At 64.6% G+C, this 15,303-nt stretch carries 15 protein-coding genes; 6 read left to right on the forward strand and 9 right to left on the reverse strand.

The genetic code is table 11. The features are described 5' to 3' along the window. Positions 1–77 precede the first annotated feature (77 nt). A complete protein-coding gene (locus ABEA18_RS03510) occupies positions 78–815 on the forward strand; it encodes a fumarylacetoacetate hydrolase family protein (RefSeq protein WP_345447939.1) in 738 nt (245 codons plus the stop codon). 173 nt (positions 816–988) lie between these two features. Here the strand turns inward: ABEA18_RS03510 and ABEA18_RS03515 are convergent, their stop codons facing one another. Continuing rightward, on the reverse strand, positions 989–1,888 hold the full coding sequence (locus ABEA18_RS03515) for a glycerophosphodiester phosphodiesterase (protein WP_345447940.1): 900 nt from the start codon (positions 1,886–1,888) through the stop codon (positions 989–991). A 206-nt stretch (positions 1,889–2,094) separates the two neighbouring features. On the opposite strand from ABEA18_RS03515, the gene ABEA18_RS03520 reads away from it, so the two are divergent. Then, positions 2,095–3,300 (forward strand): DUF445 domain-containing protein, encoded by a 1,206-nt coding sequence (locus tag ABEA18_RS03520; RefSeq protein WP_425550471.1) that lies wholly within the window; start codon positions 2,095–2,097, stop codon positions 3,298–3,300. 23 nt (positions 3,301–3,323) lie between these two features. Here the strand turns inward: ABEA18_RS03520 and ABEA18_RS03525 are convergent, their stop codons facing one another. The 4 genes from ABEA18_RS03525 to ABEA18_RS03540 are packed head-to-tail and all read right to left on the reverse strand — an operon-like array spanning position 3,324 to position 6,420. Next, positions 3,324–4,253 carry a 5-oxoprolinase subunit C family protein gene (locus ABEA18_RS03525; RefSeq protein WP_345447942.1) on the reverse strand — a complete coding sequence of 310 codons (930 nt, stop codon included), beginning with the start codon at positions 4,251–4,253 and terminating at the stop codon, positions 3,324–3,326. Beyond that, positions 4,253–4,846 carry a 5-oxoprolinase subunit PxpB gene (gene pxpB / locus ABEA18_RS03530; RefSeq protein WP_345447943.1) on the reverse strand — a complete coding sequence of 198 codons (594 nt, stop codon included), beginning with the start codon at positions 4,844–4,846 and terminating at the stop codon, positions 4,253–4,255. Before pxpB ends, ABEA18_RS03525 begins: the two co-directional genes overlap by 1 nt. A 37-nt stretch (positions 4,847–4,883) precedes the next feature. Next, the gene (locus ABEA18_RS03535; protein WP_345447944.1) at positions 4,884–5,633 is read right to left on the reverse strand and encodes a LamB/YcsF family protein; all 750 of its coding nucleotides are present in this window, start codon (positions 5,631–5,633) and stop codon (positions 4,884–4,886) included. After that, positions 5,617–6,420, reverse strand: a complete 804-nt coding sequence (locus ABEA18_RS03540; protein ID WP_345447945.1) for a hypothetical protein — start codon at positions 6,418–6,420, stop codon at positions 5,617–5,619. The genes ABEA18_RS03535 and ABEA18_RS03540 overlap by 17 nt, the downstream gene beginning before the upstream one ends. 132 nt (positions 6,421–6,552) lie before the next feature. On the opposite strand from ABEA18_RS03540, the gene ABEA18_RS03545 reads away from it, so the two are divergent. The 4 genes from ABEA18_RS03545 to ABEA18_RS03560 all read left to right on the forward strand — a co-directional run bounded on the left by ABEA18_RS03545 (position 6,553) and on the right by ABEA18_RS03560 (position 10,074). Continuing rightward, complete coding sequence (locus ABEA18_RS03545; RefSeq protein WP_306960266.1) at positions 6,553–6,699, forward strand: hypothetical protein; 147 nt, start codon at positions 6,553–6,555, stop codon at positions 6,697–6,699. 33 nt (positions 6,700–6,732) lie between these two features. Further along, positions 6,733–7,446 carry a DNA alkylation repair protein gene (locus ABEA18_RS03550; RefSeq protein ID WP_345447946.1) on the forward strand — a complete coding sequence of 238 codons (714 nt, stop codon included), beginning with the start codon at positions 6,733–6,735 and terminating at the stop codon, positions 7,444–7,446. A 28-nt stretch (positions 7,447–7,474) separates the two neighbouring features. Continuing rightward, entirely contained in the window at positions 7,475–8,758 is a 1,284-nt protein-coding gene (locus ABEA18_RS03555; RefSeq protein WP_345447947.1) for a macrolide family glycosyltransferase, read from the forward strand. A gap of 74 nt (positions 8,759–8,832) precedes the next feature. Then, entirely contained in the window at positions 8,833–10,074 is a 1,242-nt protein-coding gene (locus tag ABEA18_RS03560; protein ID WP_345447948.1) for a UPF0158 family protein, read from the forward strand. Between the two features lie 227 nt (positions 10,075–10,301). Here ABEA18_RS03560 and ABEA18_RS03565 read toward each other — a convergent pair whose 3' ends face one another. The 4 genes from ABEA18_RS03565 to ABEA18_RS03580 form a co-directional block, all read right to left on the reverse strand. Continuing rightward, entirely contained in the window at positions 10,302–12,689 is a 2,388-nt protein-coding gene (locus ABEA18_RS03565; protein ID WP_345447949.1) for a glycoside hydrolase family 65 protein, read from the reverse strand. A 40-nt stretch (positions 12,690–12,729) separates the two neighbouring features. Next, the gene (locus tag ABEA18_RS03570) at positions 12,730–13,467 is read right to left on the reverse strand and encodes an HAD family hydrolase (protein ID WP_345447950.1); all 738 of its coding nucleotides are present in this window, start codon (positions 13,465–13,467) and stop codon (positions 12,730–12,732) included. Positions 13,468–13,484: 17 nt separating this feature from the next. Further along, on the reverse strand, positions 13,485–14,495 hold the full coding sequence (locus ABEA18_RS03575) for a LacI family DNA-binding transcriptional regulator (protein ID WP_345447951.1): 1,011 nt from the start codon (positions 14,493–14,495) through the stop codon (positions 13,485–13,487). A 153-nt stretch (positions 14,496–14,648) separates the two neighbouring features. Then, on the reverse strand, positions 14,649–15,266 hold the full coding sequence (locus tag ABEA18_RS03580) for an alpha/beta hydrolase (protein ID WP_345447952.1): 618 nt from the start codon (positions 15,264–15,266) through the stop codon (positions 14,649–14,651). Between the last annotated feature and the right edge of the window lie 37 nt (positions 15,267–15,303).

The following is a 15,303-nucleotide window of genomic DNA, read 5'->3' on the forward strand; positions in this document are numbered from 1 at the left end:
TGTATGTTTTTCTTTAGACCGTACCTGTCACCGTCCACCGCCCGTCCACTGCCACAAGAAATTCAATGAGGAGTTCCATGCGCATCGCCCGACTACAGACCCCTTCCGGCCCGACGCACGCAGTCCTGCGCAATGGAAGCTGGGACCACATCGAGGATCCCTTTGCTGAGGTTCTTTCCTTCACCGGAGAATCCAGTTCCACTGACGACGCCGTGTTCCTCGCCCCGGTCCGGCCTTCCGTTGTGCTCGGAATCGGGCACAACCTCGGTAACAACAACCACGTGTTGCCCATCCAGGCCTGGCACAAGTCCGTCCACAGCATCGCCGGCCCCGGTGACGACATCGTGGCGGTGCGCAACGCGGGCACGGTGAACGTGGAAGGCGAGCTGGCCGCCGTCATCGGAAAACGGGCGGACAAGCTCACGGCCGAGAACGCCTTGAGCCACGTCCTGGGCTACACCGTGGTCAACGACGTCACCAACGTGGATCAAAACCAGGTCGACGAAAAGCTCTTCCAGGGCAAGTCAGGCACCAACTACACGCCGCTGGGGCCGTGGATCGAAACAGAGATCGAAAACCCGGACAACGTCAGCACCGAGGTCGCAGTCAACGGCGAGGTCAAAGCCAGGTCCGGCTCCTTCAACCTGCCCTCCTCCATCACGGAGTGCCTCGTCTACGTCACCGAATGGCTGACCCTGGAACCGGGAGACATCATCATGACGGGAGCTCCGAACACCTTCGTGGCTGTCCAGCCCGGCGACCGGGTGGACATCACCCTGGGCGGCATCGGAACCCTCAGCAACACGGTCATCTGACTCGCAGTTGTTGTCGTTTTGGGGCGGGCAAACGACAACAACTGCGTGGGCCCACGCCGCCAGGGTTCCCTGGCCGTGGGGCCACACCGGCGAGGGCCCCGGCCTGAGCTTGCGAAGGCTGGGAGCCGGTGGGACTTGCGAGGCGAGGGTGGCGGTGGGGACTAGTTGGGATGCTAAAGCTGGGCCAGGACCTGCGCCGGCTTGTTCGTAGTGATCTCGTGGATGCCCAGGCCTTGGCAAAGCGCTACATCATTCTCCGAATCGACGGTCCACACCCGGAAGCGGCGGCCTGATTCAAGCCAGCGCTGGACGGTGCGGGCGTGCTTGCGGACGTAGTCGATACCCGGGCCGGCCAGTCCAACCTCACAGTCGTCCAGGATCCGTTCGCCTTCCTGCTGGGCCGCCTTCATCACGTTGGCCACCGCTCCCCCGGTGATGACGCCCAGGCCGAGTTCATCGCGGATTTCCTCCACAGTGACGTCGTCCACGAGCTGGCAGATGTGCTCCGCGGGAACGAACCGGAGCAGGTGCTTGATCGAATCCGGGCTGAAACTCATGAAGGAAACCTGGATGTTGTCCAGCATGGAAGTCTCTGCGTTCCACCCTTCGTTGCCCAGAAGCTCGAGCACGCGGTCTTCAAGCTTGAGCTGGTAAGGGCTGGGGTGCTTGAGCTCAATGGCCAGGCCGATTGTCCTGCCGGCACCGCGCAGGATTTCCAGCAACTCCGGGAGCGTCAGGAGCTGGTCCGACTTTGCGCCGTACTGGTCCGGAATCCGGGCGCCCTTCCATGAGGAGAAGTCCAGTTGCCGCAGCTCTTCGAGCGTCTTCTCAGCTACGGGACCGGTGCCGTCCGAGGTACGGTCCAAGTTTGCGTCGTGAAGCAGGACAACGTGCTGGTCCCTCGTCAGGTGGACGTCGCACTCGACGCCGTCGGCGCCGTCGGCGATTGCCTTCAGGTACGCGGCACGCGTGTGCTCCGCAAATGCGGCACTCGCTCCGCGGTGGGCGTAGACCATAGGCCGCGTGTTTTGCTCCGTGCTTTGCTCTGGGCGACCGGGCTCGTCATTCGTCATGGGGATACGGTAGCCCACGCCCACGACGGCGACGGGGCTACGCTGGGCACATGCAGGTGAACTCTGAACAAATCCCGGTGACCGAGAGCGATAGCGACCCGACGGCGGAGGCCACGCGGCACGCAGGTGCCGGGACCAGCTCTACGGTTGCGGCCGGCGTCGGGCAACGAAACGGTGACGCCGAAAAGGCCGCTGCCCTGCGTCGGATGAAATCGGTGGCGCTGGCGCTCCTGATTGTGATGGCCGTGGTTTTCACCGCCGCGTTCGCCTTGCAGAGGCAGTATCCGTGGCTGGAATATGTGCGGGCAGCTGCCGAGGGCGGCATGGTGGGAGCATTGGCCGACTGGTTCGCCGTCACTGCGCTGTTCAAATACCCCATGGGCCTGAAAATCCCGCACACGGCCATCATTCCGCGGCGCAAGGACCAGATCGGCGCTTCGCTCGGGGAATTCGTGGAGACTAATTTCCTGTCCGAGCAGGTGGTCCAGGAGAAGCTCGCGAGCGTGGACCTCGCCCGGAAAGCCGGCAAGTGGCTCGCTTCCCCGGGCGGCCCGGAGCGGATCGCAAAGGAAGGTTCAGCACTGATCCGCGGAGCGTTCACCGTGCTGAACGACGACGACGTCCAGGCAGTGATCGAGGGCATGGTCCGCAAGCACCTCCTCACTCCGCCATGGGGACCGCCCGTGGGCCGGATGGCCGAACGGATCTTTGCCGAGGGCCACCACCACAAGCTGGTCGATCTGTTGGTTGACCGTGCGGCGGATTGGGTGGAAGCGAACCACTCCACGGTGAACCGGCTCGTGTCCGACCGTTCACCCCTCTGGGTTCCTTCCTTCGTGGACGACATCGTTGGCGACAGGGTCTACAACGAAATCGCCAAGTTCGTCCGGGCGGTACAGCAGGATCCGGATCATCAAGTGCGCCAATCGATTGATACCTACCTCGGCGATCTTGCCCAGGATCTTCAGCACGATCCCGCAATGATCGCCCGGGCCGAGGCAATCAAGACCCAGGTCCTTGGTGATCCCGAGGTCCGCGAACTAGCTTCCCGCACGTGGGGCACCATCAAGGACGCGCTGCTCACCGCCGTCGACGATCCCGACAGCGAACTGACACAGCGTTTCAAGAGTGCCGTCCGGGACTTCGGTTCACGGCTTGTCAACGACGACGAGCTCGCGGGAAAGGTCAATGCCTGGATCGGTGATGCTGCCGGATACCTGGTCAAAACCTACCGTTCCGATATCGCGGGGGTCATCACGGACACCGTCGCACGCTGGGATGCCGAGGAAACCTCGCAAAAGATCGAACTCCAGGTCGGCAAGGACCTGCAATACATCCGCATCAACGGCACCGTGGTGGGGTCGCTTGCCGGGCTCGCGATCTTCACCCTGGCGCACTTGGTTTTCGGCTGACGCATGTCCAGTGGGGGGGACCCTCAGCCCAGGAAACGGATCCGCTGGCCGGGGCGTGCTTGGCCCAACAAGTCCAGATCCGTGCGACGCACCACGGCAATCACGGGGTAGCCACCCGTCACGGGATGATCAGCGAGAAATACCGTGGGAAGGCCCGACGGCGGCACTTGCAGTGCGCCGAGCACCATGCCTTCGCTGGGCAGCTCCTCGAGCCGGGTCTGGGTGAGCGGGCGGCCCACCAGCCGGGCACCGATCCTGTTCGAATCAGGCGACAGGGTCCATTCCTGGCTCACAAGGCGGCGCCAGGAGTCGTCGTCGAACCAGTCCGCACGGGGGCCGCGGTCCACGCGGGCCGTGATCGCGCGCTCGGGATCAGGGGCGCGGCGGATGGCAGGGAGGGCATGCGCATTGTTGAGGGTCCCCATGCCCGCACCGGACCCAGATCCCGGACCGGGAACGGAACCCATACCGGAAACCAGGCCGTTGCCCACGGAAGCATGCCCGATTCCCAACTGCCCACCCGATTTCAACGGCGCGGGGCCTTCACCGGAGAGCATGTCCGTGCTGCTTGAACCGAGGAGCTTGGGAGCATCGATGCCGCCCTGTACCGCCAGGTAGTATCGCAGTCCGAACACTGGAGCACCGAAGTCCAGCACCGCACCCGGCGCCACCCGTACGGCTTGGTTCAGCGGAATCTCGGCGCCGTTGAGTGTCACGATTCCCTCCGCCCCTGTCACCGCGACCGTCGACGCGGTGACGAACCTCAAGCGAAGCCCACCCAGCAATATCTCCAATCCGGCCGCTTCCGCAGGATTCCCCACCAGCAGATTGGCAAGCCGGAGTGATTGCCGGTCGAGGGCGCCGGAAGGGCTCAGCCCCAACGAAGCCCAGCCCGGCCTGCCAAGGTCTTCCACCAAGGTGAGTGGGCCGGGGTTCACCACTACGATCCCCATCAGGCCTCCACGAATCGGACCAGGTCGCCCGGCCGGATCAGCGCTGGCTCGGCTTTGGACGCGTCCCACAGTGCCGCCGTCGTGGTTCCGATCAATTGCCAACCGCCTGGCGAGGATCGCGGGTAGACGCCGCTGAACTCGCCTGCGAGGCCAACCGAGCCGGCCGGCACGGCAGTGCGCGGAGTGTTCCGACGCGGAATGCGGAGCCGCTCATGCGTGGTGACCAGGTACACGAAACCGGGCGCGAAGCCGGAAAAGGCAGCCGTCCACTCCGAGCTCGTGTGAAGCTTGACCACTTCGGCCCCGCTCATGCCGAGGAATTGTGCCGTTTCGGCAAGGTCGGGGCCACCGTAGGAGACCTCGATGGTCACTTCGCGGCCCGAGGCGGAGACCCCCGCTGCAGGCTCCGCGGACTCCAGCCAGTTGCGGACGTCGGAAGCACGGATCGTCTCGGGATCGAAGGTGACGAGGACGGTGCGGGCGGCGGGCACGACGTCGATGATCCCCGGCGGCGCCGAAACGCCAACCGAAGCGCCCGCCCCGGTCAGCCCGCGGTAGTACGCGACGACGGCGGTCAGCTCAGGCAGTTCCACCAAGAAAGCGCTGTCGCCGCAGGGCAGAAGGATCCGGTCAGGCGAAGGACTCAATCTCCACACCAGCTTCCTCAAGGCCAGCGCGCACCGCCGCAGCCAGCTCAACAGCACCCGGAGTGTCGCCATGGATACACAACGAATCGGGCTTCACCCGCACCACCGTGCCGTCCACCGCCAGCACTTCGCCCCGCACGGCAAAGCGTACGGCCCGCTCGACTACCGCGGCAGCGTCGTGCACCACTGCGCCTTCCTGCGAGCGCGGCACCAAGGTGCCGTCCGGCAGGTAGCCGCGGTCCGCGAAAGCCTCCCGGAAGACCGGGTGCCCGGATTCCTCGGCGAGGCGCAGCAACGCCGAGCCCGGCAAGCCGAGGACAGGAAGCCCGGGATCGTATGCGTGAATCGCCGCCACTACGGCTTCGGCCTGCTCGACGTCCTGGACGATCCTGTTGTACAAGGCGCCGTGGGGTTTGACGTAGTCCACGGAGGCTCCGACAGCGTGGGCCACGCCGTCCAGGGCACCGAGCTGATACAGAACGTCGCCAAAGAGCTCATCGAAGGACATGTCCATCGCTCGGCGCCCGAAGCCGTGCAGGTCCCGGTAGCCCACGTGGGCGCCGACCCTGACGTCGAGCTCGAAGGCGGCACGGCAGCTGTCCAGCATGGTCACCGGATCCCCGGCATGGAAGCCGCACGCGACATTGGCGCTGCTGACAATCCGGAACATTGAAGCGTCGTTTCCCATGGTCCAGGAGCCGAAGGACTCCCCCGAATCAGCGTTGAGATCCACTATTTCCGCCTTCCAGCGCGTTCTGGCGGACGGCTGGAAGCAGCTCGCCCGGAATGATGTCCGGCATGGGACCGAATGCTTCCCTCGCCGAGGCCGCTACGGCACGGCCCATGACGCGGTTTCCGACGCCGCCCACCACGGCTCCCACGCCGAAAGGCAGTGCACGGCCGAGGAAAGCGGCGCCTTGGCGCTGGACGAGGCGCTTGAGGAAGGCGCGCTGGATGGCATCGCGAATGACCCCGAATCCTCCGCCGGGCAGCTTCTTGGTGAGGGTCACGCCCCAGGCCTGGGTGATTCCTTTGCCCCTGCCGAGCGATTGTCCGCTCAGGGCGCCCAGCAGGGCTGTGCCTTCCTCGCCGAGCATGATGGCCATGACCATGGTTCGCGCACGGTCCGGATCGGTGAGGCGGATTCCGTGAAGTTCGGCCAGGGAAGCGGCGTACAGTGCGGTTCCTTCCAGGAACCCGATGGTGGCAAGCGCGGAAAGGCCCAGCGAGGCCGCGGTGCCGATGCCGGGCACGACGGCGGTTGCCCCGACGGCGGCACCCCCGCCGGTGACTGCGGCGAGGTAGTCGCGCTCCAGTTTGGCGGCGAGCTGCGCCGCCGTGGCCTGCGGGTGTTTGCGTTGCAGGCGGCGCAGGTTGGCCAGGACAAGGGGACGTTGGACCTCGACGGCCCGGAGCAGCACGTTGTGGACACCGGGTTTGGCATTGCCACTGGCGTCGAACATGGCGTTGTGGGCCGTTTCCTGCGCAATCCTTACTGCATGGTTGGGTCGCTTTGCCATTCTTCACCTCTGCATTCAGCCGTTGATTCGTTCGGTAGTTCCTTGGCCTAGCCTAGGCCACACGCCCCCTCCCCGGCGTAGACTTTAAGGCGTTCGCGGGAACAGTCCAACGAAGGACAGGAAGCATCCGGAATGAACAAGGCACCAGATCCCAACGAGGTCCGCCATCACAGCGACGCCCCTGCCGAAGGGGAAACGGAGGGTTGGGTATCGCACGATACCGGCCTCCATAGCCAGGAACCCGCCGAAGGGCCGGATACCGACGACGCCCCCGCATAATAGCGTTCAGCCTGCGAAATCGGGGGCCCGAAAGTGGCTTCGCACGGAGTACTCGTCCCTCCCGGGGATACTCAACCGGGCCAATTGTTGGCGCGCGTCCTCGACGAGCTGCGCGCTTTGGAGAAGCACGACGCCGCGAGCTTCCGCACCGTCCGACGCAGGATTTCCGCGGAAATCGCCACGATGGACGCCGCCGTCGTCTTCAGTCTCGCCGAAGGGCTCGTACAAGCGGGCTTTGACTGGGAGGGATGGGAGTTCATCAATTCCCATCGGGCGGCTTTCGCTGAGCTGACGCCGGCCCGGCTTGAATATTTGGGACAAGGCATCGCTACGTGGGGCCAGGCCGATGCCTTCGCGGCCGACTTGGTGGGGCCGGCGTGGCGCGAAGGACTCATCTCGGACGCCGACGTCGACCGCTGGGCGCGGAGCCCGGACCGTTGGTGGCGGCGCATAGCCCTTGTCTCCACGACCGTCCTCAATACGAGATCACGGTGGGGAACGGGTGATACGCAACGGACGCTCGCCGTCGTCGGCATCTTGATCAACGATCGCGACGACACCGTGGTCAAGGCGGTCAGCTGGGCGTTGCGGTCCTTGGTGCCATGGGATCCGCGCGCCGTCCGGACTTTCCTTGAAATGCATGAGACTGAGCTTGCCGCCCGCGTGAAGCGCGAGGTGCGGACCAAGTTGGAGACCGGGCTGAAATCGCGCCGGCGCAGCGTCCATGGCGCCGAACTTTCCAAATGACGCCTCCACTGTTCTTGGGGGTGGAGCCATGCATATAGCCTTCATCTGTCTGCCTGCAGCGGGCCATGTGAACCCGACGTTGCCAGTGGTCGCCGAGCTGGTTCGCAGAGGCCACCGGGTCACGTATGCGACGTCGGCGAAGTACGCGAAAGCCGTTGAATCTGCCGGTGCCGCATTCTTTCCCAGTGGAGAGGACCTGGCGGCCTTCCTCCCGCCGCGCGAGCGTTCCGCTGAAGGCGGTCCGACCCCGGGAGGGGGCGGCCCTGCGCCCGCCAGTGGAGATCCGTCACAGATGACGGGGATGTTCGCCGGAATGCCGTCCGGAATGATGTCGGGACTGCTTGAGCGGATTCTCAAGGGCGCACGGGAGGAATTCCCGGCGTTGCTGGCCCGTCTGGCCGGGGACCCGCCGGACGGGGTGGCCTACGACGCCATGACGCTCTCGGGGAAGATGGCTGCAGCGAAGTTGGCGTTGCCCGATATCGCATTGCTTCCGAGCTATGCCACCAATGAGCATTTCTCCATGCGGGATCTCATGCCCGGCCCGCCGCCGCCGGGGATGGTCGAGGCCTGGAAACAGGTAAGCCAACGGATCAACGATTTCGCCGCGGAGCATGGCGTGGGCCATCTGCAATTCATGGGAGGCCCTCCTGCGTCGCTAAACATCTCCTTCATCCCGAGGGAGTTCCAGCCCTCGGGAGAAACATTCGATGCCCGGTTCCACTTCGTGGGTCCCTGCCTTGGCCTGCGGGGCAACGAGGAAGCCTGGCAGCCACGGGAGAAGGACGGGCCTTTGTTGTTCGTCTCGCTGGGCACCACGCCGTTGAATGACCGGCCGGACTTCTTCAGGATGTGCTTGGAAGGATTTGCGGACACCGGCTGGCAAGTTGCCATGGCAATCGGCGAGCGCGTCGAGGAGTCCGAGCTGGGGGATGTCCCGGATAACGTTGAGGTACGGCCCTTCTTTCCGCAGCTGGATGTCCTTCCCCGCGCCGATGCGTTCCTTTCCCACACCGGGATGAACTCGACCATGGAGTCGCTCTATTTCGGAGTGCCGTTGATAGCTTTCCCGCTGCAGCCGGAACAGGTCGCCAATGCACGCCGCGTGGAGGACTTGGGACTCGGACGCCGTCTCCCCTTGGAGGGGCTCTCCCCAGAGCTGATCCGGGAAACGGTCCTTGAAGTCAGCGGCGACCAGGCGATCCTGGACAATCTTGAAGCGATGAGTGCCCGTGTCCGCGGTTCCGGCGGAGCCCCCGCAGCCGCCGACGCTATCGAGGAGTTCCTCGCTCGCCGATCGAGTGCTGTGTAGGCGGGCGAGCTTGCTCCTGGATCGATCCAGTGCGCAGTTTATGGCTACGTAGCGGTTCGTGCCATCCTTGGGTCATGGCACGTACCTGGTTATCGGTGACGGTGGAACTGCTCGGCGGTCGTGGGGAGGAGCTGTGGCCGTGGCCCGGGCGCGTCTTCGCGGTCGGGCCGTCGCATACCTTCATGGATCTCGCGAATGCCATCAATGATGCCTTCGCCCGGTGGGACCGCTCGCACCTGTCACTGTTTACCCTGGCCGATGGCCGGGTTATTACTGATGAAGAGACGGGAGCTGAGATGGCCGGATCGATCGGCGGCCCGATCATCGCGCCGATGGACATTTCTGCTCTCAAGGTCGTCCGGACGCTGGAGCCCGGGGCTGAGTTTCAGTTCACGTTTGACCTCGGTGACTCTTGGATACACCGGTGCGTGGTCGGGGAGGTGAAAGTGGACCCGTTGGATGTGTTGGGTGTCCGCCCTGGTGTCCCCTTGCCGTACTGGGGTTGGGGCAGTATCCCGGACCAGTACGGGCGCCGGTGGGCAGATGACGACGGGGAAGGCCGGGCGCCGCGGAAGCCGAGCCAGCCGCACCCTATGCTGCTGCATGCCTGGCCCTTACAGGTGCAGGTGCCCAGGCTTGACCTGCCCGAACTGCGGGGCGCCATCGCGGCGGCAAATGCTGCTCGTTTCCTCGCAGCGGTGATGGGACACGATATCGATGATGTTCTGCAGCAGGTGGGGGCCGGGATACCAATGGCCCTGGAGCAGCGCCGTCGGGAGGCCGAGCCGGTGGCACTGTCGGTCATCAACCGGCTGATGTGGCGCGGCGGCGCCGGTGACCAGCTGCTGGCCGATTACCTTCTGGGGTATCTTCGCGGCGTGCCGCCGACAGGCAAGGCCGTGCCTGTCGACCTCGACATGCTCAGTGCCGTGTTGGAAGGGGGTCCCGGACTGTCAACCGGCGGTTACCTCGACCTGTATACCGGGCAGGTGTACGACGACGCCGCCACCGACCCGATGATCGTCGGGGAGGACGCCGCCGTCGATGTTGAGGAAGAACCGGAGCGTTGGCTTCGAATCGACCGCACCGATTCCCGGGACGGCTGGCGGGACATGGCGGCCTTCGCGGAACGGCAGCAGGATAAAGCCCTCCGGGAGCGGCTTGAGCACGCGATCGAGGGCAAAGGTGCCTTCGCCCGGTTCCGCGACCTCGTCCACGGCGAGAACCTCAGCGAAGAATGGTACGCCTTCTCCACCGACCGCCAGATGGGCCGCTCCCGCGAGTTCCTCGCTGACAATGACATCCGCGTGGGCTGACGACCCGGGCTCAGTCAGAGCCGTCGCAAGTGTGTCGCCATTCCGGAGGACAGGCCGCCCAGTCAGCGGAGAAGAGCCCGCGATCTACAGCCGGGCGTTGGCGGTTCGGCATGAATCCAGTGCTCCGTAACTGTCGTTCTGAGCGCCCAGAACGACAGTTACTCAGCGGTCGATGGCCCCGGCCTGAGCTTGCGAAGGCTGGGGGCCGGTGGGGAGCAGTCGATGGCCTAGACCCGCGCGCTCCCGATCACCGGGAGGCCCGCCGTCGGGAAGAGGCTCGGAAAGACCGACGGCGCGGGGACCGGCACTTCGTCGAGCCGCACAGTGACCGTCTCGACGCCGACGACGAGCCGCTGCCCACGCACGCTGACCTCCAAAGGTTCGGCACCGGCGTCGGGAGCTGAACCTGAAGCTGCATCCAGAACCAGCGCAAGGCTGATGGACCCCGGGCGCAGCTCGACGGAGAGGAGCCGCCCGCGGATCTTGAGCCGGAAGGACAGGCTGTCCCACTCGGCCGGCAGCCGCGGATCGAAGTGCGGGACCTGGCCCTGGTCCCGCATGCCCGCGAACCCGCACACCAAGGAACTCCAGATGCCGCCGGTAGACGCGATGTGCACGCCGTCGACGGTGTTGTTGTGCGTGTTGTCCAGGTCGATGAACAGGGCCTCGGTGAAATGCTTGAGCGCGACGTCGGAGTAGCCCACTTCGGCCGCCATGATGCCCTGCACGCAGGCGGACAAGGTGGAGTCGCCGGTGGTGATGGGATCGTAGAAATCGAACGCGCGCTGCTTTTCCTCGGCCGTGAAATCCTGCCACTGGAGGAACATCGCCAGTACCGTGTCCGCTTGCTTGAGGACTTGGTGCCGGTAGATCACCAGCGGGTGGAAGTTCAGCAGCAGCGGGTACTTGGACCGGGGCGTGGACCAGTCCCACGGCTCCAGGGTCATGAAGTCGTTGTCCTGGCTGTAGATCTCCATGTCCGGATCGTAGGGAAGGGACATGCGCGCGGCAGCCTGTTGCCACACCATCCGCTCGGTGTCCGGGACGTCCGGGTGTTCCAGTGCCGCGGCCGCCCGCAGGTTAAAGCGGGCCATGACATTGGTGTAAAGGTTGTCGTTGACTACGGCCGTGTATTCATCCGGGCCGGTGACGCCGTGGATGTGGAACAGGCCGTCCTTGCCGAAGAAGCCCAGCGAAGCCCACATGCGGGCCGTCTCGATCAACAGATCGGCGCCCACTTCAGCGCGGAAGCTGGCGTCGCCGCTTGCCCATTGGTAGCGGTTGGCGGCGAAGGAGATCGCGGCTGCAATGTGGAACTGCGCGGTGCCGGCAGCATAGTACGCACTGGCCTCGTGCCCGTTGATGGTGCGCCACGGGAACAGCGCACCGTCCACGCTCAGTTCCTTGGCCCGGATCCGGGCGTCGGGAAGCATGGCATGGCGCGATTCCAGCACTTGGCGGGCTGCGGCCGGGTTGGTGTAGGTCAGGTACGGCAGCAGGTACACCTCCTGGTCCCAGAAGTAGTGGCCCTCGTAGCCGGAGCCGCTGACGCCCTTGGCCGGGATGCCCGCGACGCCGGCACGCGCGGTGGCCTGGGCAAGCTGGAACAGGCTCCAGCGCACGGCCTGCTGCTGTTCGGGCTGGCCGCCAATGGTGATATCCGCGGTGGACCAGTAATCCCGGTAGTGGGCTGCCCCTTCGGCCAGGAGGGCGTCGAATGGCACGAGTCCCAATTCGGCGTCGGACGCGAGGATCTCGCCGGGCTCTGCTGCGCTTGCGTCGGCGGTGTTCACGACGTAGCTGACGCTCTTCTCCAAGCGGAACGTCTCGCCCTCATTCACGGCCATGACGTAGCGGACCGTGGATTCGTCCTCCCCCACCACGGTTTCGAAAGGCTGGCCTTCGGCGGAAATCCAGTGGTCCACGGCCATGCCGATGCGCTGGTGGGATTCGGCGGTCTCCCAGGCCATGCGCAGGGATCCATCGGAGCCCTGGAGATGGAGCGGGCGCAACACCCGGCCGGCGTGGCGGCCGGAGCGGCGGGGGTCGTGGGCCGAGTGGTCCTCCACAGGCTGGTCCTGACGGTTGATCACGAGCGACGTGATGTCCGCAGAAACCTGGCGGTCGGTGGTGAGGCTCAGCTCGATGCCAAGGGAGCCCCTGGATTCGATCCCGACGGCGCGGCGCTCCACCGTGGTGACGGTGGCGCCTGAACGGCACTCCCACGTGACAGCGCACTCGTAAACGCCTGTGGCGAAGTCGATGCTGCGGCGGTAGTTCTGCACCGTTGACTCGGCGAGGCTCAGTTGTTCGCCGTCGATGACAATATTGAAGTTGTTGGCATCCGGGACGTAAACGATCCTTTGTCCTATGCGGGCGAAGCCATACGCATTCTCGGCGTGCTTGATGTCCCACGTTTCGTGGAAACCGTTGATGAACGTGCCGGGGAGTTCGGCGTCCGCCCCAGCCCAGTGGGCCCCGCGGATGCCCAGGTGGCCGTTTCCGAGGCTGAAGAGGGTTTCGAGCGTACCGGCGTCACCGGGAACGTGGATGCTCTCCACGAGCTTCCACGGTTCGCAGGGGAAGCGCAGCCTGTCGGAGCTGATGAGTGCCATGGACTGTTGGGTTCCTTCTGTTTCTGGTGAAACGGCTTGGTTAGAGGAGTTCGTCTAGGTCGTCGACCACGAAGGTTGCACCGGCGTCGAGCAGGGTCTGGTGGCCGGCCCCCCGGTCCACCCCGATCACCGCGCGGAAGTTGCCGGCGCTCCCGGCCTGCACGCCGGACACGGCGTCCTCGACAACGACGCAGCCCTCGGCGGGTACGTCCAGCAGCTCGGCCGCGTAACGGAACGTGGCCGGATCCGGCTTGCCGGGGAGCCCGACGGCGGCCGCCACCTGGCCGTCGACCACCACCGGGAAGTAGCCATCGAGTCCGGCCGCCTTCAGGACTGCGGGCGCGTTGCGCGAAGAAGACACGACGGCGAGCTTGAGTCCCAGCTCCAAGGCTGCGTGGATGAAGCGGACAGAGCCCACGTAAGGCTCGACCCCGCGAGCATCCACGATCTCGTTGAAGATCCGGTTCTTGCGGTTGCCCAGACCCTGCACGCTGGTGTTGGCCGGATCGTCGTCGGTGGGTCCTTCCGGCAACGTGATTCCGCGGGAGGTGAGGAAATCCCGCACTCCATCGAAGCGCGGCTTGCCGTCGATGTGGTCGAAGTAGTCGCTCTCCTGGTAGCCGTCCGGATGGCCGGCTTCCGCCAGGTAGCCGTCGAAGAGTTCCTGCCAAGCCTGCTCATGCACGACGGCGGTCGGCGTCAGCACGCCGTCGAGGTCGAAAAGGAGCGCAGTAGCGCCCGTCCAGGCGGTCTTCTGGGTTGCTCGGGTATCAGTCATGGTGTGGAGTGGTCCGTTCAGCGCTGGCGGCGCGTGGTTTTGCGTTCAATGAGTTTCGTGTCAAGGAAGTGGTTGGAGGGTTCGTTGGGGGCGTCGGCGTTCTGGAGCCGGTCCACCAGCAGGTTGGCGGCGAAGGCACCTTGGTCCGCCACCGGCTGGGCCACTGTACTTAGGCCAAGGAACCAGCTCATGGGGTGGTCGTCGATTCCAATCACGGAGACATTCTTGGGTGCGGACAGTCCATGCTCGCGCATGGCCATCAAGGCTCCGAAAGCCGCCTCGTCGCAGTCCGCAAAGACCGCCGTTGGAAGGCTTCGGTGGGCAATGAGTTCGTTCATGGCCTTGCGGCCGCCGTCGATGGTGGAATCCGAGTTGATGACCAAGTCCGGATGAACGGTCAGGTGATGGTCTTTCAATGCCCGGCTGAATCCCTTGAGCCTGTCGCTGGACGTCAACACTGAGTTCTCTTGGGTTTCGCGCCCGGAAAGAACCGCCAGATCCCAATGGCCCAGCCCCAACAGGTGCGAGGTGGCTTGCCAAGCCGCGAGTTCGTCGTCGATCCCCACGTTGTCCCACGGTACGGAAGTCATCCCCACGCTCGCAACTGCAAGGCCGGATGCAGCCAGGAGGGCAACCTCTGATTCACTCAAATCGACGTTGAGGAGCAGCACGCCGTCAACGCGTTGGGACAGGCCCAGGAGATCGTCGAAGATCTTCCGCTTGACGCTCGACTTGCCGCGCAGGCTGATCAGGACGCTGTCGAAACCGCTGTCTCCGAACACTTCCTCTGCCGCTTCGACGGCCTGGGCGAAGAACCAGGCGGTGGCGGTGGGAGCAATGATGGCGATGGAACCGGTATTTCCGCCGGCCAGCCGGGCTGCCGCCGAGGATGCCTTGTAACCGAGTTTGGCGGCGGCGTCGGCCACTTTGGCTTGCGCTTTTTCGGACACGTTCGGCAGATTCCGCAGGGCGCGTGAGACGGTGCAGATGGACAAGCCCGAGAGGACGGCAACGTCCTGGATTGTCACGCGGTGAGCCTTAACCATTCAACACGGCCTCAACCCTTTCATCTTCTGGATTTAGCAGCACATCCTTGACCGCCGAAGAAGAGTGTAAGCGCTTACAATTTTGGCAATCAAGAGTTGTTTTTCAGCGCCCTTGAATGTGACGCGAACCTCACCTCAGCGGAGGACGTAAAAGCTAAGAAACGCGCTGACATCCGCCATCTCCCGGGGCTCGATCCGGTGGCCCATGCCGGGGTAGGTTCTCGCGGTCAGAGCCATATTCTTGTTGAGCCATTCCTCGGTGTGCTCAATGGCATCACTGAAGATCACGGGATCGGCTTTGTCCCTCCCCCAGAAGAACGGCGGCGGGGAGTCGAAGGATTCGCTGAGCGCCAGAAGATCGTTATCCAGCACGAATCCGGAGAGGCCCACGGTCGCTTTGAAGCCTTCCGGACGAAGCCGCAGAAGCGTACTGGCCATGGCCATGCCTTGTGAATAGCCGAGGAGGCTCACGCTGCTGTGGTTGCGCTTGACCGAGTCAATCCAGGAGAACACCTTGTTGGTGGCGGTGATGACGTCCGCAAAGTCGTTGGCGAGGAAGTAGTCAAGCAGGAACCAACCGTAGTGGTCCCCGATCGCCATTGGCCCACGGAGCGCGGCGCAGGTGAATTCACCGGGAAGCTGGGGAAAGAGATTCACCATTCGCTGCTCGTCCGTGCCGTACCCGTGCATCATCACGAGGAGCGGCGTCCCTACGCGCTCGTTTTCCGGCTTGGACCAGACGACTGTTTCCATGGGCCACAGCTTAGTGGGGGCCGGCGGCCTGTTGGAC

It is taken from the genome of Arthrobacter gyeryongensis, from assembly GCF_039543785.1.
Classification (GTDB): domain Bacteria; phylum Actinomycetota; class Actinomycetes; order Actinomycetales; family Micrococcaceae; genus Arthrobacter; species Arthrobacter gyeryongensis.